The 22,953-nt window shown below is 60.5% G+C and carries 13 protein-coding genes and 1 pseudogene; 11 read left to right on the forward strand and 3 right to left on the reverse strand.

What is annotated here, in order from left to right; all coding sequences use genetic code 11:
- From ACX12D_RS37935 to ACX12D_RS37955, 5 genes are all read left to right on the forward strand, one after another.
- Complete coding sequence (locus tag ACX12D_RS37935; protein WP_459376940.1) at nucleotides 1-9,981, forward strand: calcium-binding protein; 9,981 nt, start codon at nucleotides 1-3, stop codon at nucleotides 9,979-9,981.
- A 178-nt stretch (nucleotides 9,982-10,159) separates the two neighbouring features.
- Nucleotides 10,160-10,807 (forward strand): hypothetical protein, encoded by a 648-nt coding sequence (locus ACX12D_RS37940; RefSeq protein WP_459376941.1) that lies wholly within the window; start codon nucleotides 10,160-10,162, stop codon nucleotides 10,805-10,807.
- 29 nt (nucleotides 10,808-10,836) lie between these two features.
- Nucleotides 10,837-11,283 (forward strand): hypothetical protein, encoded by a 447-nt coding sequence (locus ACX12D_RS37945; RefSeq protein ID WP_459376942.1) that lies wholly within the window; start codon nucleotides 10,837-10,839, stop codon nucleotides 11,281-11,283.
- Between the two features lie 9 nt (nucleotides 11,284-11,292).
- Nucleotides 11,293-11,625, forward strand: a complete 333-nt coding sequence (locus tag ACX12D_RS37950) for a DUF5710 domain-containing protein (protein ID WP_459376943.1) — start codon at nucleotides 11,293-11,295, stop codon at nucleotides 11,623-11,625.
- A gap of 71 nt (nucleotides 11,626-11,696) precedes the next feature.
- Nucleotides 11,697-12,098, forward strand: a complete 402-nt coding sequence (locus ACX12D_RS37955; RefSeq protein WP_459376944.1) for a hypothetical protein — start codon at nucleotides 11,697-11,699, stop codon at nucleotides 12,096-12,098.
- 32 nt (nucleotides 12,099-12,130) lie between these two features.
- On the opposite strand, the gene ACX12D_RS37960 is transcribed toward ACX12D_RS37955, so the two are convergent.
- Both ACX12D_RS37960 and ACX12D_RS37965 read right to left on the reverse strand, forming a co-directional pair.
- Nucleotides 12,131-12,997, reverse strand: coding sequence for a glycoside hydrolase family 75 protein (locus tag ACX12D_RS37960; RefSeq protein ID WP_459376945.1), 867 nt, complete (start codon nucleotides 12,995-12,997; stop codon nucleotides 12,131-12,133).
- A 139-nt stretch (nucleotides 12,998-13,136) separates the two neighbouring features.
- Nucleotides 13,137-14,798 (reverse strand): hypothetical protein, encoded by a 1,662-nt coding sequence (locus tag ACX12D_RS37965; RefSeq protein WP_459376946.1) that lies wholly within the window; start codon nucleotides 14,796-14,798, stop codon nucleotides 13,137-13,139.
- A gap of 140 nt (nucleotides 14,799-14,938) precedes the next feature.
- Between ACX12D_RS37965 and ACX12D_RS37970 the strand changes: the two genes are divergently transcribed.
- From ACX12D_RS37970 to ACX12D_RS37995, 6 genes and pseudogenes are all read left to right on the forward strand, one after another.
- Nucleotides 14,939-15,682, forward strand: a complete 744-nt coding sequence (locus tag ACX12D_RS37970) for a hypothetical protein (RefSeq protein WP_459376947.1) — start codon at nucleotides 14,939-14,941, stop codon at nucleotides 15,680-15,682.
- Between the two features lie 201 nt (nucleotides 15,683-15,883).
- Nucleotides 15,884-16,912, forward strand: coding sequence for a hypothetical protein (locus ACX12D_RS37975; RefSeq protein WP_459376948.1), 1,029 nt, complete (start codon nucleotides 15,884-15,886; stop codon nucleotides 16,910-16,912).
- Nucleotides 16,900-17,769, forward strand: a complete 870-nt coding sequence (locus ACX12D_RS37980) for a hypothetical protein (protein ID WP_459376949.1) — start codon at nucleotides 16,900-16,902, stop codon at nucleotides 17,767-17,769. Before ACX12D_RS37975 ends, ACX12D_RS37980 begins: the two co-directional genes overlap by 13 nt.
- Nucleotides 17,770-17,780: 11 nt before the next feature.
- On the forward strand, nucleotides 17,781-19,148 hold the full coding sequence (locus tag ACX12D_RS37985; protein ID WP_459376950.1) for an AbiJ-related protein: 1,368 nt from the start codon (nucleotides 17,781-17,783) through the stop codon (nucleotides 19,146-19,148).
- 797 nt (nucleotides 19,149-19,945) lie between these two features.
- A complete protein-coding gene (locus ACX12D_RS37990; protein WP_459376951.1) occupies nucleotides 19,946-20,197 on the forward strand; it encodes a hypothetical protein in 252 nt (83 codons plus the stop codon).
- A gap of 239 nt (nucleotides 20,198-20,436) precedes the next feature.
- Nucleotides 20,437-20,927, forward strand: a pseudogene (locus ACX12D_RS37995) (DNA-binding protein); the annotation flags it as partial.
- 571 nt (nucleotides 20,928-21,498) lie between these two features.
- Here ACX12D_RS37995 and ACX12D_RS38000 read toward each other — a convergent pair.
- Entirely contained in the window at nucleotides 21,499-21,687 is a 189-nt protein-coding gene (locus tag ACX12D_RS38000) for a hypothetical protein (protein ID WP_459376952.1), read from the reverse strand.
- Nucleotides 21,688-22,953: the final 1,266 nt, after the last annotated feature.

The raw sequence follows: 22,953 nt of genomic DNA on the forward strand, positions 1-22,953 counted from the left end.
ATGGCTTGGAATGAGATGGACGGATGGGATGCCGCAGGCAGTTCAGCGGAATATCTTGGGAAAATGTTGGGGGGCGCTTCCGAAAAACTCAATAGCCTTATCTCGGCCGCTAACGATCTTGCTAGACAGGAAATTCGTTCAGCCATCGTAAACCATGAAATGGCCCAAGCGTGGGATAGGGTGACATCAGCACTAAGCTCCGAGCTTAGTATTCTCCAGAAGCAGCATGGCAGTGATATGGTTCAGTCTAGGATTCAAGCGGTAACTCAATCGCTTGACAACATAGATTGGTACAACGATTTTTCGCGGACAGCGGCCCCGGTATCACAGAACATAAAAGCCCTTAGCTCGAATTTAGGCGTGATTGTCGATGCGGCAGATCTGTTGAACACCATAAAAGGTCCCAGCGCATCTTCCTACGAGGTTGGAGAGAAGGCACTCGGCATCCTCGCAGGTATGGCAGTCGGTGCCATGGTAGCCACTACCGCACCGTGGTGGCTCGCGGCGGGCATGGGTCTCGTTGGCGCCAAGCTCGGCGAGTATCTTTGGGAGACTTCGGTTGCTCCCCGTTTAGGTATACCCCAGGAAGGATCAATCCCATTTTGGGATAATGTATTTAAGTTTCCATCCAACATCTCGGAAATGATGAAAGCGCTCGGCCATGGCGATGGCGCGATCAGCGATGCCTCTTCTCAAGCTTACGACTTGGCGCAGCGGGCGCAGCAACGACGGGATCCATTGACGCTCGACTTGGATGGAGACGGCCTGGAGACTGTGGGGGCGAGCGCGAGCGGGGTGCTCTTCGATCACGACGGCGACGGTATCCGCAATGGAACGGGCTGGGTGAGGCCGGATGACGGCTTTCTGGTGTTCGATCGAAATAACAATGGCAAGATCGACAACGGTGGGGAGTTGTTCGGGGATTCGACAATCATGGCGTCTGGACAGCGCGCAAGAGATGGTTTTGAGGCGCTGAGAGACCAAGACTCCAATGGGGATGGAAAGGTCAATAGTCAGGACGCTAACTGGGCCAAACTGCGCGTGTGGCGCGATCTCAATCAGGATGGCGTCAGTCAAGCTGGAGAGTTGTTATCACTGGATCAGCTTGGGATTACCGCCTTCAATACGAAAGCGGAAAAGAATAATCAAATCCTCTCGGACGGGAATCGCATTGCTGATATCGGAACGTTCACCCGTGGCGATGGGAGTACAGGGTCCCTAGGGGACGTCGGTAACATGGCCGATGTTGATCTGGGTGAAGATACTTTTCATCGGGCATACGATGATAACGTTCCGATTCGCAACGACGTTAGCGCACTTCCGAACCTGCACGGGTCAGGCCGCGTCAGAGATCTAAGGCAGGCTGCGAGTCTCGATACGACCGCCGGGACCGCACTTCGGGCAATACTGCACCAATACGCAAGTACGCAAAGCAGGCAGGAGCAGTTGGATCTTCTTGACGGACTGATTGAAGCATGGGCAAGAACGAGCGATCTCGACTATGATCGTACGCACCGTTTCGTCCAGGGTTGGAGAGACCAACATCCAAACGCGAGCAGTTCAGTCACTCTGGCGGAAGAACGGCTTCTGGCCATCACATCCATTTTTAATGGCAAGGCCGAACCAGAAACACTCCTTACCACTTCGCCATCTCTCGAATTGTGGTCTACCCGGCGCGATCTGCTACAACAGTCCCTTGATGCCATCAAAGGTTCGGTTTACGACGCGCTGTTAACTCAGACCAGACTCAAGCCACATATAGCGGCAATTGAGTTGATTTTTGACAAAAATGGAGATCCAACGCTATCATTTGATCGCGTGAAACAATTATTTGATTCTTCAGCAAACCAGGATATTTTTTCTCAGATTTCCGACCTGATTGATTTTAATCGAGTTATTAGCAATGGCAGTTCACTACCGCCTGCCTGGGATGGATGGGAGCGAGTTGAACGGCTTTGGTTGTCCATTCCTGACTCCGTCCAGAAGGAATCGTTTCTCACGAGCATTCGATCGTTGTCTAGAACTTGGTTAGGCAACGGCACAAGTGACGTACTGACTGGTGGTAGTGGAAACGATATTCTTTTTGGACTAGGCGGGGCAGATAGCCTAAGCGGCCAGGACGGCGACGATACTCTTCTGGGAGGCGCCGGCAACGATACCCTCAGCGGTGGCAATGGCAACGACATTCTCGACGGTGGCGCCGGCAACGACAGCCTGACTGGCGGATACGGGTCGGACACTTACGTCTTCGGCGTCGGCTCCGGCCAGGACACCATCAACAACTACGCACCGAACGACACCATGGCGGGCAAGCTGGATGTGATCCAGCTGACGGGCCTGAAGGCCTCGGATGTGACGCTGCGCCGTGAGAACGATGACCTGGTCATTGCAATCAACGGCACGAACGACAGCCTGCGCGTCTCATCCTACTTCTATCAGGATGGGGTCAGCACCTACGGTTACGCGGTGGACCGCATCCAGTTCGCCGACGGCGTGGCCTGGGACATCGCGACGGTGAAGACCCGGGTCCTGCTGGCGACCACGGACAATGACAGCCTGACGGGCTATGAAACAGCCGACACGCTGAATGGTCTGGACGGCAACGATACGCTGCGCGGCAGGGGCGGCGATGACGTGCTGGATGGTGGCGCGGGCAGCGACATCCTGTACGGCGATGTCGGCAATGACACGCTCAGAGGTGGTACCGGTGCCGACAGCCTGTACGGTGGAGATGGCAACGACACCCTGCTGGGCCAGGAAGGCAACGACACGCTGGACGGCGGCTACGGCAACGACACGCTCGACGGTGGCGCCGGCAACGACAGCCTGACTGGCGGATACGGGTCGGACACTTACGTCTTCGGCGTCGGCTCCGGCCAGGACACCATCAACAACTACGCACCGAACGACACCACGGCGGGCAAGCTGGATGTGATCCAGCTGACGGGCCTGAAGGCCTCGGATGTGACGCTGCGCCGTGAGAACGATGACCTGGTCATTGCAATCAACGGCACGAACGACAGCCTGCGCGTCTCATCCTACTTCTATCAGGATGGGGTCAGCACCTACGGTTACGCGGTGGACCGCATCCAGTTCGCCGACGGCGTGGCCTGGGACATCGCGACGGTGAAGACCCGGGTCCTGCTGGCGACCACGGACAATGACAGCCTGACGGGCTATGAAACAGCCGACACGCTGAATGGTCTGGACGGCAACGATACGCTGCGCGGCAGGGGCGGCGATGACGTGCTGGATGGTGGCGCGGGCAGCGACATCCTGTACGGCGATGTCGGCAATGACACGCTCAGAGGTGGTACCGGTGCCGACAGCCTGTACGGTGGAGATGGCAACGACACCCTGCTGGGCCAGGAAGGCAACGACACGCTGGACGGCGGCTACGGCAACGACACGCTCGACGGTGGCGCCGGCAACGACAGCCTGACTGGCGGATACGGGTCGGACACTTACGTCTTCGGCGTCGGCTCCGGCCAGGACACCATCAACAACTACGCACCGAACGACACCACGGCGGGCAAGCTGGATGTCATCCAGCTGACGGGCCTGAGGACCTCGGATGTGACGCTGCGCCGTGAGAACGATGACCTGGTCATTGCAATCAATGGCACGAACGACAGCCTGCGCGTCTCATCCTACTTCTATCAGGATGGGGTCAGCACCTACGGTTACGCGGTGGACCGCATCCAGTTCGCCGACGGCGTGGCCTGGGACATCGCGACGGTGAAGACCCGGGTCCTGCTGGCGACCACGGACAATGACAGCCTGACGGGCTATGAAACGGTCGACACGCTGAATGGTCTGGAGGGTAACGATACCCTGCGCGGGCGCGGTGGCGACGATGTGCTGGACGGCGGTGCAGGCAGCGATGCGTTGTACGGCGATGTCGGCAATGACACGCTCAGAGGTGGTACCGGTGCCGACAGCCTGTACGGTGGAGATGGCAACGACACCCTGCTGGGCCAGGAAGGCAATGACACGCTGGACGGCGGCTACGGCAACGACACGCTCGACGGTGGCGCCGGCAACGACAGCCTGACTGGCGGATACGGGTCGGACACTTACGTCTTCGGCGTCGGCTCCGGCCAGGACACCATCAACAACTACGCACCGAACGACACCACGGCGGGCAAGCTGGATGTCATCCAGCTGACGGGCCTGAGGACCTCGGATGTGACGCTGCGCCGTGAGAACGATGACCTAGTCATTGCAATCAATGGCACGAACGACAGCCTGCGCGTCTCATCCTACTTCTATCAGGATGGGGTCAGCACCTACGGTTACGCGGTGGACCGCATCCAGTTCGCCGACGGCGTGGCCTGGGACATCGCGACGGTGAAGACCCGGGTCCTGCTGGCGACCACAGACAATGACAGCCTGACGGGCTATGAAACGGTCGACACGCTGAATGGTCTGGACGGCAACGATACGCTGCGCGGCAGGGGCGGCGATGACGTGCTGGATGGTGGCGCGGGCAGCGACACCCTGTACGGCGATGTCGGCAATGACACGCTCAGAGGTGGTACCGGTGCCGACAGCCTGTACGGTGGAGATGGCAACGACTCCCTGCTGGGCCAGGAAGGCAACGACACGCTGGACGGCGGCTACGGGAACGACACGCTCGACGGTGGCGCCGGCAACGACAGCCTGACTGGCGGATACGGGTCGGACACTTACGTCTTCGGCGTTGGCTCCGGCCAGGACACTATCAACAACTACGCACCGAACGACACCACGACGGGCAAGCTGGATGTGATCCAGATGACGGGCCTGAAGGCCTCAGATGTGACGCTGCGCCGCGAGAACGATGACCTGATCGTCACCATCAACGGCACGAACGACAGCCTGCGCGTCTCCTCGTACTTCTATCAGCATGGTGCCAGCACCGCGGGCTACACGGTGGATCGCATTCAATTTGGCGATGACACCAGCTGGAACTATGCAGCCGTGCTTGCGAATCTGACAGCCACGCTACCAAGCGGTCAGAGACTGAATGGCACGGATGGGGCCGAAACGATGCTCGGAGGCAACGGTGCAGACAGCCTGTACGGCTATGGAGGCAATGACACCCTGGACGGTGGCGCCGGCAACGACACGCTCGACGGTGGCACCGGCAACGATGTCTACCTGTTCGGCCGCGGCTCGGGCAAGGACACCATCTCCAGCGCCGACACCACGGCGGGCAAGCAGGATGTCATCCAGCTAGGCAATGGCATCACCACCGATGACGTGAAGGCGGCGCGCGACGGCAACAACCTGGTGCTGACCCTCAAGGGCAGTGCCGATATCCTCACCGTCGCCAACTACTTCTACAACGACGCCACCTACGGCTACCAGGTCGAGCAGATCCGCTTTGCCGACGGCGCGACCTGGGATGTGGCGGCCATCAAGGCGCTGGTGCAGGTGGCCAGCGCGGACAACGATACGCTGCAAGGCTATGCCACGGCGGACACGCTCTCCGGGCTGGCCGGCGACGACACGCTGTATGGGTACGCTGGCAACGACACGCTCGATGGCGGCGACGGTGCCGATACCCTGAACGGTGGCGCTGGCGACGACACGTTGTTGGGCGGCACGCAGAACGACACGCTCAACGGCGAGGCCGGGGCCGATGTGCTGCTCGGCGGCGACGGGGATGACCGGCTGTCCGGCGGTGACGGCAATGACACCTTGGACGGTGGTGCCGGCAACGACACGCTCGACGGCGGCACCGGCAACGATGTCTACCTGTTCGGCCGCGGCTCGGGCAAGGACACCATCTCCAGCGCCGACACCACGGCGGGCAAGCAGGATGTCATCCAGCTGGGCAATGGCATCACCACCGACGATGTGAAGGCGGTGCGCGACGGCAACAACCTGGTGCTGACCCTCAAGGGCAGCGCCGATATCCTCACCGTCGCCAACTACTTCTACAACGACGCCACCTACGGCTACCAGGTCGAGCAGATCCGCTTTGCCGACGGCGCGACCTGGGATGTGGCGGCCATCAAGGCGCTGGTGCAGGTGGCCAGCGCGGACAACGATACGCTGCAAGGCTATGCCACGGCGGACACGCTCTCCGGGCTGGCCGGCGACGACACGCTGTATGGGTACGCTGGCAACGACACGCTCGATGGCGGCGACGGTGCCGATACCCTGAACGGTGGCGCTGGCGACGACACGTTGTTGGGCGGCACGCAGAACGACACGCTCAACGGCGAGGCCGGGGCCGATGTGCTGCTCGGCGGCGACGGGGATGACCGGCTGTCCGGCGGTGACGGCAATGACACCTTGGACGGTGGTGCCGGCAACGACACGCTCGACGGCGGCACCGGCAACGATGTCTACCTGTTCGGCCGCGGCTCGGGCAAGGACACCATCTCCAGCGCCGACACCACGGCGGGCAAGCAGGATGTCATCCAGCTGGGCAATGGCATCACCACCGACGATGTGAAGGCGGTGCGCGACGGCAACAACCTGGTGCTGACCCTCAAGGGCAGCGCCGATATCCTCACCGTCGCCAACTACTTCTACAACGACGCCACCTACGGCTACCAGGTCGAGCAGATCCGCTTTGCCGACGGCGCGACCTGGGATGTGGCGGCCATCAAGGCGCTGGTGCAGGTGGCCAGCGCGGACAACGATACGCTGCAAGGCTATGCCACGGCGGACATGCTCTCCGGGCTGGCCGGCGACGACACGCTGTATGGGTACGCTGGCAACGACACGCTCGATGGCGGCGACGGTGCCGATACCCTGAACGGTGGCGCTGGCGACGACACGTTGTTGGGCGGCGCGCAGAACGACACGCTCAACGGCGAGGCCGGGGCCGATGTGCTGCTCGGCGGCGACGGGGATGACCGGCTGTCCGGCGGTGACGGCAATGACACCTTGGACGGTGGTGCCGGCAACGACACGCTCGACGGCGGCACCGGCAATGATGTCTACCTGTTCGGCCGCGGCTCGGGCAAGGACACCATCTCCAGCGCCGACACCACGGCGGGCAAGCAGGATGTCATCCAGCTGGGCAATGGCATCACCGCCGACGATGTGAAGGCGGTGCGCGACGGCAACAACCTGGTGCTGACCCTCAAGGGCAGCGCCGATATCCTCACCGTCGCCAACTACTTCTACAACGACGCCACCTACGGCTACCAGGTCGAGCAGATCCGCTTTGCCGACGGCGCGACCTGGGATGTGGCGGCCATCAAGGCGCTGGTGCAGGTCGCCAGCGCGGACAACGATACGCTGCAAGGCTATGCCACGGCGGACACGCTCTCCGGGCTGGCCGGCGACGACACGCTGTATGGGTACGCTGGCAACGACACGCTCGATGGCGGCGACGGTGCCGATACCCTGAACGGTGGCGCTGGCGACGACACGTTGTTGGGCGGCGCGCAGAACGACACGCTCAACGGCGAGGCCGGGGCCGATGTGCTGCTCGGCGGCGACGGGGATGACCGGCTGTCCGGCGGTGACGGCAATGACACCTTGGACGGTGGTGCCGGCAACGACACGCTCGACGGCGGCACCGGCAATGATGTCTACCTGTTCGGCCGCGGCTCGGGCAAGGACACCATCTCCAGCGCCGACACCACGGCGGGCAAGCAGGATGTCATCCAGCTGGGCAATGGCATCACCGCCGACGATGTGAAGGCGGTGCGCGACGGCAACAACCTGGTGCTGACCCTCAAGGGCAGCGCCGATATCCTCACCGTCGCCAACTACTTCTACAACGACGCCACCTACGGCTACCAGGTCGAGCAGATCCGCTTTGCCGACGGCGCGACCTGGGATGTGGCGGCCATCAAGGCGCTGGTGCAGGTGGCCAGCGCGGACAACGATACGCTGCAAGGCTATGCCACGGCGGACACGCTCTCCGGGCTGGCCGGCGACGACACGCTGTATGGGTACGCTGGCAACGACACGCTCGATGGCGGCGACGGTGCCGATACCCTGAACGGTGGCGCTGGCGACGACACGTTGTTGGGCGGCACGCAGAACGACACGCTCAACGGCGAGGCCGGGGCCGATGTGCTGCTCGGCGGCGACGGGGATGACCGGCTGTCCGGCGGTGACGGCAATGACACCTTGGACGGTGGTGCCGGCAACGACACGCTCGACGGCGGCACCGGCAACGATGTCTACCTGTTCGGCCGCGGCTCGGGCAAGGACACCGTCTCCAGCGCCGACACCACGGCGGGCAAGGTCGATACACTGTTGCTCGGCGCCGAAATCACTCCTAGCGATCTCTCCCTGAATCGCGTTGGCAACGATCTGATCGTCTCACTGAGAACAACGAGCGATCAAATCAAGATCACCAATCACTTCGTCAGCGGGTATCAGATCGATCAAATCCAGTTCAATGACAAGACTGTCTGGGATACAACCACCATTCGCAATATAGCAACGGGTGCCACGTCAGGTGACGACGCGATTGTTTGGGGCGGTAGCAACGACATAGTTGAAGGCCTAGCAGGTAACGACGTGCTCGATGGCGGAGTCGGCAACGACAAATTTGACGGTGGTGCTGGCGATGACATCTATGTATTCCGCATAGGCAGTGGACAGGATCTGATCAGCCAGTACGACACGAGCACGGGCAGGATCGACACCGTGCGCTTCGAAGACGTCAGCTCGACCGGGCTGACCGGGGTGATGCGCTCTGGCAATGACCTGGTCCTGACCTACGGCCAGTCGGACCGGCTGACGTTGCAGAATCACTTTGTCAGCAGTGCCTACGCGGTCGACCAGTTCCAGTTCTCGGACGGCAAGACGCTGTCGGTGGCCGAGTTGTACGCGGCCTACCCAATCCGGATGACGGAGGGAGCGGACAACCTCTCCTTCAGCGGCGTGGGCGAGACGCTGTACGCTGGCGGTGGCAACGACTCGATCTCGGCGCTCGGCGGCGACGACACGGTCTACGGGGAAGCCGGCAACGACACGCTCAATGGCGGCGACGGCAATGACCTGCTGGATGGCGGTGCCGACAACGATTCGCTCAATGGCGGTAACGGCAACGACGTCCTGGATGGCGGAGCCGGCAACGACACGCTGAGCGGCGACAATGGCAACGACACCTTTGTGTTCCGCGTCGGCAGCGGGCAAGACCTGATCAGTCAGTACGACACCGGCGCAGGCCGGGTCGACACTGTGCGCTTCGAGAACGTCAACTCGACCGACCTGACCGGGGTGACCCGTTCGGGCAACGATCTGATCCTAACCTACGGCCAGTCGGACCGGCTGACGTTGCAGAATCACTTTGTCAGCAGTGCCTACGCGGTCGACCAGTTCCAGTTCTCGGACGGCAAGACGCTGTCGGTGGCCGAGTTGTACGCGGCCTACCCAATCCGGATGACGGAGGGAGCGGACAACCTCTCCTTCAGCGGCGTGGGCGAGACGCTGTACGCTGGCGGTGGCAACGACTCGATCTCGGCGCTCGGCGGCGACGACAAGGTCTACGGGGAAGCCGGCGACGACACGCTCAATGGCGGTGACGGCAATGACCTGCTGGATGGCGGTGCCGACAACGATTCGCTCAATGGCGGTAATGGCAACGACATTCTCATTGGTGGCGCCGGCGATGACGTGTTGGACGGCGGCCTTGGAAACGATTTGTACAGATTCGATAGGACCGCAGGCCAAGACCGCATTTCCGAATTTGATGCAGCGATCGGTAATGCGGATGTTCTTGAGTTTGGCCCGGACATCGCTGCCGATCAACTGTGGCTCCGTCGTGTCAGCTCGGACTTGGAAGTCAACGTCATCGGTTCCGCCGACAAAGTGACTATCTCCAACTGGTACTCCGGCTCGGCCTATCACGTGGAGCAGTTCAAAACGGCGGATGGGAAGTTGTTGTTGGATAGCCAGGTGGAGAATCTGGTAAGTGCCATGGCAGCATTCAGCCCGCCGGCGTCCGGACAGTCCACGCTTCCTCAAAACTACCGCGATGCATTAGAAGGAGCGATTGCCGCCAACTGGAAGTAAAGTAGCGTCAAGCAGATTCGGCGGGTGTACCTACAACCCTTGTGCTGTAGGTACACCCGGCAGTTCTGAGCCAGCCAGCGAGCAAGACAGGCGACCATCTAGCAGAGCAGTCGATCTGTCCGATCCGCAGCAATTGTCAGAGATTGAAAGCAGCTTTCTATCCGAAGGGCACGCGGTAATGAACTTCAATAGCGGTGAGTCACCAGTTCAATACCAGGCAAGATTGGCAGAGTATTTGAAGAAGGCAGACGATATTAAGAAATCTGACTTGGCTAGCTATGTGTTTCACCGCCAGGATATCATTGATATCCTGGACAAGGCTATTGAGCGCGATGCTGAAGGTAAGTACGCAAAGGAAGAGTTAATTCATGAGCTCATTATGCCATTGCGAAAGACGTCACATGAGATCCATCTCGATAGCTGTAATCTTTGGCTGATTGATGAGCGTCTCGCGTTTCACAATTTCCTGGCGTCGGATCGCCCACTTTCTTCACTGCCGATAACCGATTGTGTGGAGACGAAAGAGCCGGATATTTGCATTTTGAATGTCTTCGATGAACGTCTGTTGGTGGCCGAAGACAAAAGAACGCCGCCCGCGACGTTGTCGATCATCGAAATCAAGCGGCAGATGAGAAACGACGCGGCACAAGGGGAGGAGAAGGATCCCATCGAACAGGCGTTGGGGTATCTCCAGCGAATTCGCGATGGCAAGGCCAAGACCGCTGCTGGTCGGCAGATTCCTCGCTCCGAGGATATTCCGGGCTTCTGTTATGTGCTTTGCGACTTGACCTCGTCTGTGGAAGCGCGCGGCAAGATGCACGGCTGATAGCGGCCGACCTTACGGAAATCCAGGCAATGGTTCGCAACAAAGAGCGCATCCAATACGACTCATTTATCGCACCAGCCGTGATCCGGAAACTGGTGACAGAGGTGCACTTCTTCTGCAAGCAAACGGGCACTGAGCCGGGCCTTGGTGAACGGCTGCTGACCGAGGCCGGAGCCCACGAGTACATGCACGACAATGCAGGCCAGCTTGCTCAGGTGCAATTCGACAGACCGCTGATCTTTGACCTTTGCCTTGACCTGTTCAACCGATCGAACAAGTGGGCGACCGGGGATCTCTGCAGCGACGACGACATTCGAGACCTTCTCCAGAGCGCTCGCTCCATCATCGAACGTGCCGCACTTGTAACGATATCTCTTTCGTTCAACTACTCGGGCACAGAGGCTGACACGCGTCGGCTCGCCGGCCTCGTCATACCGGCCATTGTGCAATGGCGATCCGCGCGGGGCGAAACGTGAGGACCAAGCATGTTCAACCTTGATGAAGAGAAGGCGGTCTTCCAGAGCCTGCTGCGTGAGGCGGTGCACAGCGGGGCCGATCTGACCGCGCTGATCCATGCGCAGAAGGCGCGCTTGTTGGCAGCGGGTCTGCCCGACGGAGAGATCAATCACCTGATCCACGACCGGCATAGCCACGCCGCATATCGGCCGGAGTGGGCCGTCCAGGAAACCGTCCTGAACGTGCCGCTCGCCGACATTGATCGTGCCCGCGCACTGGGCGCCCGCAGGCATCTCGCCAACAATATCTGGGTGGCGCCCATCGGTGCCGATCTGAACCGCTTCCGGCGCTGGCTCCGATAGGAGCGCCGGCTCTGAGCTTGCCTTCTCGGAAAAGCAGCTCCTACTCTGGCTCGCATTTGCACACAGTGAACATGAACAAGAAATCATTAATATTCTTCGCCCGCGGCTTCACAGCAATCGCACTCGCAAGCAGGGTGGCCATGGCGCAGTCGCCGGGCGCGGAATGTGTCTCCGCGCAGGAGCGCGCGGAGGGCGATCGGAAGATCGAAACCATGTCCTCTGGTTTCGACGTGGAGCACGTCGGGCGGACGATGACTGAAGCCGCGAACGAGCACGCCAAGGCAATGGAAGCAGTCGTTAAGTGCCGATCCACACTGATCGGATCCCTAAACGTCTCCTGTCTCAGCGAGGTCAGGCAAGCCGACGCGGCCGCGACCAAGTACAATACGGCCCTCGGGCAGCTTGAAGCATACAAGACTGTCACGGAGTCACAAGCGATAGCGCGCAGCCTTCAAAAGCCTGTTTGCCGGTAAGGCGAGAGGCAGGTGCCAAGCTACCCGTGTCATCAGTTGCGTTTTAGTTCTTCAAACGCAGTCTTGCCTACCTCGGCTACACGCTGGTTGATGTTGGCAGGCGTGATCTCTGAACAGAGCTTGTGGGGGTCGATGGGCGCTTGTGATGTTGGGCACAGGGCGGATCTGGTTCCCGGAAACACAAGATAGATGACGTCTCTGGGAATGCTATGGCCCTTCGGTTGCGTGCATACACCGGTTTGATCTCGCCTGAGACAGCCGTTTTGCTCAAGAGCCTCATGAAGCTGGATGGAGCCTTCACCGATCCGAAATGGCTTGCTTTGATCGCCAATGATCGCGTAAGTGATCTTGTCTCGGTAGATGATCGCAGCAACATCTCCGAGAGTTAGGCCTGTAGCCTCGGGGAATCCCAGCGGCAGTACCGCATACGCCACCTTGTCCGCGTCAAGGCTCGTGCGGTCTGAATACCGTAAGGATGTGTCCGGACTATCGGGAAACTTGGCGCGCTTCTTGGCGTAGTCCGATCCGTCCGCATCGAGGGCCATCTTAGCGTCGAAGAGTATTGCTCCACTCACCAGCTTCAATAGGGTTGTATTGTTGTTCGGGTCTACTCCAGGGAGTTTCTCGTCCTTTGTCCATGTCGGCTGACCATTGCCGCCCGGCTTCGGGAGGACTTTGCGGCGTCCCATGCACTGGGCCTGCGGTTTGCCTCGAACGTGATGAGGAATCTTGTCGCAATCATCGAAATCCTTCTTGAAACTCTGAGCGACTGGTTTTCCAGATAGGTCAATGCCGCTGAGCAGTTCGCGTGATGCAGGGAGGGGCTGGAAGGTCTCCGCGTTGCTGTGAGTTGGAAGGGCAAGTGCCGCAACGGTGAAGGCGAATGCTAGTGGGTGCATGTAACGTCCTTGACTATCGATTGTCTGAGATCGCGGTGCTGCCTATCGCGTTACGTTGCCCCGTGGCAATCACTATGTCACGGTAGCGCTGGCTATGTAAGTCGTTTGGCAATGAGACGTTGTTGTTGCTCGGTTGTCGCTATAAAGGTTGTTGAAATTGAATCGAAACGATTCTGGCGTCTGCACCATCGGTATCCGACAACGAGCGGTCCAGCCCGATCATGACAGAGTACCGTTGCTTGGTACCGTCGGCACGCTGCACGTAGAAGCACCGAGCTTGCACTGTTGAGCTGACCGTATTCGGCAGGAGTTGGTAGCAGTTGTCCAATGAGCTACGCTTGTAGTAAAGGTAAGGCTTTTCGGGGCTCGCCAGCACCGCAGCTAGATCCGACGCGTAGGCGACCCTCGGGGCTTTGGCAAGGTCCGCATCGAAGAATGTGTCTAGCTCCGGTGCGCTGGCACCGGCAGAGATTGTCACGCTATCCGCAAACCTCGTTTTGGAAAGCTCAGTGTTCTTCCCATCCAGTAATACGGTAATTTCGTCGAAGAATTTTCGTGACGTTGCCATCAAATTTTGGCGACTTTCCTGCTCCTCTTCCTTCTGCGTGCGATCCAGTTCATCCCGAGGCTTGAGTAGGCGAGCTGCGTAGGTGGTTCCGGACATGCCGGAGGCAACGCGATGGTAACAATGATCATCCGGGTCGCGTCGACTCAGAGTGGTGTCCCATCCCTTCGTTGACAGCCAAGCCGCGGTAATAAACGAGGAATCAAGCTCGTTGTATTCATAGTCAGAGAGCTTTGCCAGCACCGCATCGCAGGTTTCGGTGGATATCTGACCGGTAGCGGGGATGGGAAACTGAGTGGACAGCAAGGAGAGCAACTGTACGCTTTGAGGCTCGTTTGCCCCCTGTCCAGCTGTCGTGCTTGGAGGAACAGCTTGACCGGACGGAGAGGGTACCTTGATTCTTTGAATGTTTGACAGCGCCAGATCGTCTGTTACGGACGTGACAAACAGCGAGTCCCGCGTGACAGGCCGAACGCGATACAGCACCTGCTTGGACCCTTCACCAGTGACGTTTTGCTCGTAAACAGTGATGTCACGCAAATACTGGGGGTAGATCCTACGAAGTTGGGCTGTCAGCGTATGCGATCCCGCGCGGGCTTCATTCATGCGTTCTTCAAAACGGCTGAGACCGTCGAGCCCGGTCTTTGTGCTGGGCAGTGCCAGGACCGCTGCAGTGACAGGATTGAACAAGGCAACAACTTGAACGGCGCCTCGAGCAACGTCGACAAAGTTTGAGGTATTGTTGCTGACAAGAGTTGTCATTGGCGCAACATTTGCGTCCACTACTGCGTCTCGCGCGCCGAGAAACCATGGTGTTAGCATCTGTGGCCGTTTCGGCAACGTGTCGTTAGCTTGCTCGTTGTTGGTGATCTTAAGTGCTACCAGTGGAACTTCGAACGAGGCATCGGCTCGCTCTACGTAAAGCGAAGACGCAACAATGGTTTCGCTTTTATGGATGCCGCGTACAAGGCTTTGCCAAGTAGTCGGCGGGGTATATCCGGGCCTCGTGATTCCTTCGTCAGGTACCAGTGCCAAGCGCCAGTACTTCTTTTGAAACCCATTGATCTGCTTGACGCATCCATCTAGGTTGCCAGTGTCTGGTGAGCACGACTTTCCTTGCTCCGCAACATAGCCAAATTCAACAGGCGTTGCTTGATGTTTGGACTCTGCAACTGGGGCTGCACAGCAGGCAGCCGTGGTGAGAGCGGCCATGATGGGCAGACGTTTCAATATCATGGCACTCTCCCGGACCGGATGGTTTTTCTATGTACTCTTAGTTTCGCTCGCTATTTGAAAATTACGCTCCCCACCAAAGTAGGGTGAAGCTACGTGGTTGGCATGTTGCTTCGCTGTTTGAGCTTTGCGAGCTTCATGCCATGGCGCTGAGCACTGCCGGCGCCATGCCGATGCGCGCTCCGGCCAATCGAAAGGTGTTCGACCTCTTGCTTATCAGCGGCAGCCTGCTGATCCTGATTGACGGAATCGATGAGCTGCTAAGCATGATGTCGTCCAGCTTTGAACTCGTTCCTTTCGTGGAGTCCATCAAGGCACTGAACGCCGAATTGGGGCAGACGCGCGTGTTCCTGGCTGGACGCGAGGACACTGTTGGGACAACCGTCTCATCCCTTCGCCGCCATGGCGTGCCGATCGACAGCCTGAAGGGTTTCACCTCAGGCGAAGTCGCCCAATATGTCAAGAAGCGGTTCTTCAAGCGGAGCACGGAGGAGCGAGAGGCGATCGTCACGCGAGTCCAAGAGACCTTGAAATTCGTCTCTTCGGCCATGAGTGATGACACGGTTTTTCCGCTCTTCGTCGATGCACTTTGCCAGCTCGAAGAGGATGTCACCTCAAACGGGCTGAAACTTAAGGTCGAGGGTGCTGTTTTCGAACGGATGGCTGAGGCTGAGTTCACGGAAGTCTCGGAGCTTCTTTGGGAGACTGCGGATCTTCGACGCGAAGTCTTCCAAGGTCTGACGGATGTTGATGTTCTGCATCAACACCAGCAGCAATTGCGGATGAGGCGTGTCGACCTGCCAGAGTTCGTACTTGCGCCGACGCACTTTCGGGTATGGCAAGAAGGCCAGTGCGGCAGAGTCGGTGCTGTCGTTGGCCGTGCCTAATGAGCCTCTTAAGCGGCTCGGTAAGGCTCACCGTGGCGGCTACCATGCCCAGACTTTCACCGCAAACGCAACTTTCAGCATCTGGTGAAAACGTGCGATTCAGTGAAAATATTGGGCATATTTCAAAAAATATGGTATTTTCAGCGAATGCTGAAAGAGGCTCATCCAATGAAATAGGCAGAAGCCCGTGCTGGCGAGGCGTTGCGACGGCTGCTTGAGAAGATCCCGATCCTTAAGATCGAAGGCATCGATGCCGCCGCCGTGTCCGGCGATTGGCGCCCGGACTTGATCGCCCGGTTGCTCGTGGACGGGCGGCAGCACCTGCTCATCTGCGAGTACAAGTCGAACGGCCAACCGCGGTACGCCCGTTCCGCGCTACTCGAACTGCGTAACTACGTGGCGGAGCGAGCCCCGCAGGCGACGCCCGTCTTTATCGCACCCTACCTCTCACCTGCGGTGAGGCAATTGTGCGCAGAAAAGGGCGTCGGCTATCTCGACCTGGAGGGAAACGCCCGGATCGCCTTCGGCGGCGTGTTCATCGAACGCATGGTGGCAGACAAGCCCGCGGCCGAACAACGCGAACTAAAGTCGCTGTTCAGGCCGAAGTCGGCCCAGGTTCTACGCGCCATGCTGCGCGAGCCCGACCGTGCTTGGCGCGTCACCGAGTTGTCGGAAATTTCCGGAGTCAGCCTGGGGCACGTCAGCAATGTGCGCACCGGCTTGATTGATCGGGAATGGGCGAGCGCCTCGGACGATGGCCTCGTCCTCTCAGCGCCCGACGCACTGCTTGACGCATGGCGGGACAGCTACACTCCGCCGTCAGGTGAGCGGCTGCGGTTCTACACGCCATTGCATGGCAGCGCACTGGAAGACGCGGCCCGCAATGCGTTGGGCACACAAGACGGCCAGGGACATACTGCCTTCGCGTCCTTTTCGGCGGCACAGTGGCTTGCGCCTTATGGGCGAACCGGCACCCACTACTTCTTCGCTGACGAAGACGGTCTGCGCAAGCTCCAAGCCGCACTGAAGCTCGCGACTGTCTCTAAGGGGGAGAACGTGGTCGTCACCGTCCCGAAGGACTTGGGTCTGCTCGCTGACACGGTTGAACCTGCACCGGGCGCGATTTGCACGAGCCCGGTCCAGACCTACCTTGATCTATCCATTGCGGGCGAACGCGGCGCTGAGGCCGCCGAGCACCTGCGCCTAGAAAGGCTCTCATGGCCCAAATGACACCCCAGGAACCACAGTCGGCCGCCGAATACGACGACCGGACGACCGCAGCCGTGAAGTCGGTGCTGATCGAGATCGGCCAGATCCTTGGCAGCTTCAAGGGCAAGTTCGCCATCATTGGCGGCGCAGTTCCTTGGCTGCTGCTGGCCAACGAGGATATGCCGCACGTCGGCACGCTCGACGTGGACGTAGGACTGGATGCGGAAGCACTCGGCGATGGCGAGTACGCGACCTTGATTGGCGCGCTTCAAGGCCATGGATACGCGCAGCGCGAGGGGCTTCGGCGCTTCCAGCTGGTTCGCCAGGTTGCGACACGAGATGGTGGGGAAGCGATCGACGTCGTGGTCGATTTCTTGATGCCGCGCGACTCGGAGATCGTCAAGAACGATCCTCCCTTGATCAACGACTTCGCTGTGCAGCGGGCGGACGGCGCCGACTTGGCGATGCGGTTCTACCAACTGGTCGCTGTGGCAGGGCCGATGCCCGACGGCGGAACCAACCGGGTGGAGATCGCGGTGTGTTCAATTCCCGCTCTTTTGGCCATGAAAGGTCACGCACTGGCGGGCCGCTACAAGCAGAAGGACGCCTACGACATCTACTACTGCGTGCGAAACTACCCCGGCGGTATCGAGGTGCTGGCACAGGAATGTCGCCTACTGCTGGGGCATGCCAGTGGCGAGCGCGGTTTCCGACACATCGCCGACAAGTTCGACACCTTCGAGGGTTACGGGCCCACCTGCGTGAGGCGCTTCGTCGAAGACACGCATGCGCTGGGCGATCGCACGCCCGAACAGTGGCAGCAGGATGCGTTCGGGCAGATCGACGCGCTGCTGCGCGCCATGGCGCTGCGAGGTTGAGTCGCACGCCAATGGACTACGCGCGACTTCGCAACCTGCTGGAGCCTCTCGTCACCGCGCTAAAGGATGCCGGCACCCACACCATGCTGCCGACGCTTTGCGAAGAATTGGGGCTGTCTGCGCCTGGCGCCGATGGTTCCAAGCGCGAACGCATAGCCGCCAGCTTCGACGCTGTAGCGGACCCGGACCTGCCGGCCGTTGCACGCAAGCTGTTGGTGCGCCACGCACCCAACGCCACTACGCGCAACCAGATTCAGGACATCCTCTGGAGCGACAGCCCCTGTCCACCTATTCCGAAGCGGTATCGGCGCGAGGTCGCGCGCAGGCTCAATAGCGAAGAGCTGTATGGGGATGCCCGCAGGTTCGACGAACTGCTGGAGCGGCTGTGGATCTTGGATGCCGATGATTGGATGCACCTGTTGGGCGTAGAGCCCACGGGATTGCGCGCTGAAATCCAGCAGCACGTCCATCGCAACCCGGAGGACTGGCCGGCTGAGGTGCTGTTCGACCAGTTGGGCGCGTATGACGCCTCCGACCTGCGATTCGCGCTGCTTCTGGAGGGACTGGCTTCGGCCGACGTGCGCCCCGACGAGGCCGCGCAACGCCACTTCGTCGCCTGTGTTAACGAGCCGCTGCGCAGTTGCGGCGTCGAGCTGCGCGAGACCGACTCGGAAGGCGGCTACCCGATCTTCTCCTTGGTCTCACTGCACGCAACGACCAAAGGCCAGCCGAAAAATCTCATCTTCGCCTCGCCCGACAAGCCCGACCTGCGCTTTCGCGACGCGCTGGACAACGACGTCGAGATCGTCACCAATGCGGACAAAGTGCTCGTCTATGACCGGCCCATCGGCAATGACGGGCTACGCTGGAACGATCTGCAGCAGTGGTGGGGCGAAGCAGAGCAGATCGCCGACGCCACGCAGGCCAAGCGCTCGCTGTACACGCGTCTCAAGGCCAGCTTGCCACGCAACTCTCCACCGCAAATCTTGCTGTTCGATGCCTTCTTCGAGGGGTTTCGCAGTGCTGTGCCCAAACTGCCGGCGCTGCTGCCCGAAGTCTGGTTGCATTGGGACCCACGGACGGTCAAAGAGCGAGGGCCAGATGCGCTTCTGAGGTTTCGCATGGACTTTCTGCTCCTGCTGCCGCAGGGCGTGCGGGTCGTGATCGAGGTCGACGGTAAGCACCACTATGCAGACGCCACGGGCAGCGCTGACGCGCAGCGCTATGCACAGATGGTCAAGGCCGACCGCGAACTCAAGCTCGCCGGCTATGAAGTTTTTCGCTTCGGGGCAGCGGAACTGCAGCCGCCCACAGCGAAGGCCGACGTGAAAGCATTCTTCGAGGCCCTATTCAAGCGCTACGGCGTTCCAACGAGCTGACATCCAACGGGTCTTCCTGCATGCAAGCGGCCATACTGTCGGCTAGGCCGGCCCGGTGGCGACCGTGGCTTGTGATAGCCCGGCCAGGCGCTTCGGTGATCCGGCCGAGGCTGCGCACCTGTTCGCTGCCTCGTCAGCTGTTGCACTATATCGGCCAGTGAGTCGGCCTGACGTCGGCGACGATCCCTTTGCTCCGAACCCTCTATCGTTGTTACAAGACTCTCCGTACGCATGTACGAGGAGCTACTACGGGACACCGGCGGCAGCACAGTTGCCAGAGGCACTAGTCTTCGCGCGGAAGCAGCATTGAACATAACGCCCGGTCGCCGAAAAATGGATGTCTAGGCTGTTTGGAGGGGGCGAAACGTACCCCACGGCCTGGGGAACATCCGACCCTCAGTTTCCCTCGGCGGGCGGCGGGTTGGAACCGGTGCAAAGTCGAAATGGCCGGCGGCATACACGGCATTGCAGGCCCATACGTCTTCCCCGCCCTTATAGAAGGTGACCCATTTTCCGTCGCTGATGCAGTGGGCGCCCGGAAAGACTTCATCATGGCCGTTTGGACCGTCCAGCGGGAAGGGCGCCTGTGGCGTGGCCCAGTAGTGGCCGTTCGGCAGGGCCGCGATCGATTTTCGGGACGTTCTCTTCAATACCGCCATGCGCTGTCACGCAACGCGCGATCCGACCCGCCGCGGCGAGCCGGATTGTGTCAATCCCGCAACGGCGTGGCACCGTCCCGAGACATCCTCGTGTAGCCTCACTGCCAATTACCTCCTGCTATACGGTGCAAGTTCGCTATGGCGCAATACCTCCAAATTGCAGTCCGAGCCTTCGGCGTCGGAGCCATCCTTGTGATCGTCGCCGTTGCCTCCCGGCAAGTATATCTGCGGGTCGCTGCTGAGGCTGGCATTGCCGGCGGTGAAGAGGATCCCGCTGCAACGATGTTGATCCGATGCGAGGCCATGCACAGCCGCCTGCAGAATCGGCCTGTTTCCGAGGATGCTGTGGATGCTGACGAGGTGCAGCGTGCCCGCTGTATGGAGTCCTGAACTCGCAGCAAACGTAAGCAGTCTGCAATTCACGCTCCGTGTGTGACGCTGATGGGCCGTCCCGCGCGCCAGCCCTGGTGCCATTTGACTCCGGAATCACGGTCGGCGCTGTGGCCGGCATGCGGCTGGGCCGGGACGTCCCCGTAAACGCCCCTCGCACGCGCCCAGCCTTGGCGAATATCCTCGCCAAGGGCGCTTACCGCAGCGGGGTTACAAGGTCAACATCGGAGGTGCGCCACGCCGAGCGGCAAGCGCATGCCGCAACCCAGGCGCGGCTGGAGGCTGGGCGGGCGGAGCTGGAGGCAGCTAGCCGTCAGCTGGCCGTGCGCTGGTGGAGCTACGTACCCAATTCTCGACCGGACTGGAACGGGCGCGCGGGCAGGTGAGCATCGCCCAGGAACGCGCCGCGAGGCAGAAGAGCGAGCACGCGGCCAAAGACCTTCGCACGGAACTGGCGCAGACAGCGACGCTGGCCGGTCGGCTCGTGGTCGTCGAGCGAGCGCAGCGCCAGGCCGAGCGGGCCGGAGCCGAAGCGGCGCTGGCGCGCCAGCTACTGGCAGAATTGCGCGTGGCGTCGCGCGAGCGGACGGGCGCGCGGCGGAAGGCCGATGGCCAAGGGCCGATCACGAATGAAGAACCGGGTGCGCCGGCGCCCCCCCTCAGCCCACATGACGGCAACGATGGGGCAAGCCAGCGCTGTGCGGCACCTAACGCAATTCGGCTCGGCTGACCAGGAGCGTCGCTCTCTCCTTTCTGCGCAGCGGACCAATGGATACCACCTTGAGTCGATCGAGGTGTTTTTTTGTGGGTTATAAATACAGCACTTATTAATAGAGCATCATCGGAAAGCATTAGCGCCGCTCCCTCCATATGCGGCTGGCTGCAATCGGGAAACCAATCCATAACACCTTAGAATCCATAACACCTTAGCCTACATCGCGGTGGGGAAAAGCCTCCGGTCAAGCCCCAGTAAAGCACTAGGAGGATCGCACGGACCACCCGTACTTCGCGTCGGACGGATCACGAACGAGTCCTACGGTACAACCCTTCCTCGCGCCATACACCGTTCGAACCAGGGCTCTGTCGCCCGCGATCTTGGGCACTTCGTTGACCTCAACCGGACTCTCGTTGGAAGTTCGACGAACGTAGGCCGCCGCCGCCAACTCCGCCGCCTTGGCGGTGCCGGGAGCTGCTGGCTCGTCAGACTCGGCGAGTCCGACGGCCAAGGCCAACATCGCATCGCCGGCGAACGCGGTCCGCCGAGATCCTTTGCCCGCTGGGCGTCGCCTAACTCCGACCATTCACTGGGCGGCCACGTTCACAACCATGCCGCCGACGGCGAGCTTGTCCCTCAGTGCCTGCGCCTTGAGCGGATCGCCCCCGATAATGACTACCTTGCCGGCGTCCAGGCGGCGGATCTGCTTGACTAGTGCCTCTACGGACGTCGTCGGACATTTTGTTAAGGGAAACATCAGGCTTTTGGGTGCCATGACCAGTACTCATCGTTGCATGGACACGTCCGATCGCGTCATAGCGCGTCACGATACGCGTATTGATGATAGCCCCGTGCGGCCGTGACGTCACCCCACTGCAGGGGGCGGGGGATCGGTCCCGGTCGCCTGGGAGAAGCTGTGGCAGTTTTCGTCCGGAGCACATTGGACCATCGTGACGGCTCCGGACCGTGCTGCGGAGATATCTGCGATTCCCGGGAAAGTGAGTCGGCCAATCTGCTCTCTAGATAGAACTGCGTACCCGATTCTCGACTAAGCCTGGAGCCCGGCATGAGGTGGTGATGTTGACGAAGTGGATGGACCGCTACCGCGAGCACGGGCAGGCGCTGGGTCGGCCGCAGCAGGGGCAAATAGCTCTTGTCGCTGAAGGCACAGACCTCGGCGCAGCCTTCTCGTAGACGCTCCACATCGCCCAAAGGGGGGCACCTTGCCCTCGGCGACGATGTCGAGCACGCGGTCGGATCGTCCTGTGCCCATACCCGTATATGGTTGAACAGCGCCACTGTGTGACGTTTCTCCGGCACGATCTCCTTGAGATTGGCCGCGTCCAGGCTCATGGCCTGGCTCGCCAAGGACCGCGGCCTCGAAGCGGGCACGCTTGGCCAGGGTCTCGGAAAAATCGCCTATGGTGTCTAGCTAGGTCGGATGTTCGATCAGCAGAGTCATGTGCTCGCGCGAGGGCCGCTCCAGCAGACCAAGCCGCGATCTCCGCCCGCGTGTGCTTATCTTGGCCCCAGGCCAAATCTCATCGAACATATGAAGACCCCAAGATGCAGCCACTGGGAAAATGCTGCAGCGCACGAAGCCGATGGTCGGCAGTTGCCATATCCGACGATTCGCAGTCTGCGCTGGACGCGGCGAGCCGGGAGGCCAATCGACAATGCCAAAGATCGCGGCCACTGACGCGGCACTGAGCCCCAGGGCGCCGGTGGCGTGTAGTCTGCGGGCACATATCCGCGGGCCGGATTCCTGCGCGAGGCAAAGGGGACGGCGGTTTCCATCCCTCCCCATCGCCGCGAACAGGACGGGCAGATTTTCCTGGCTGCTTCGAGGAGGCGGAATGGATTTAGGTCGGAGCACACAAGAGGTTCGGACCCGGCCAAGGCAACATAGACCTTCTCCCGGGCATAAACTGGAAAGAGGCGGCGGCCGCAGTACGTCCTGGCGCCCAATTTGTTAGCCGCCGGGCAGACTCCCGAGCGTGGCGGGAGCCGACCGCGCGGCGATCGCTACACCACGCCGAAA

Source organism: Cupriavidus sp. PET2-C1, from assembly GCF_054515855.1.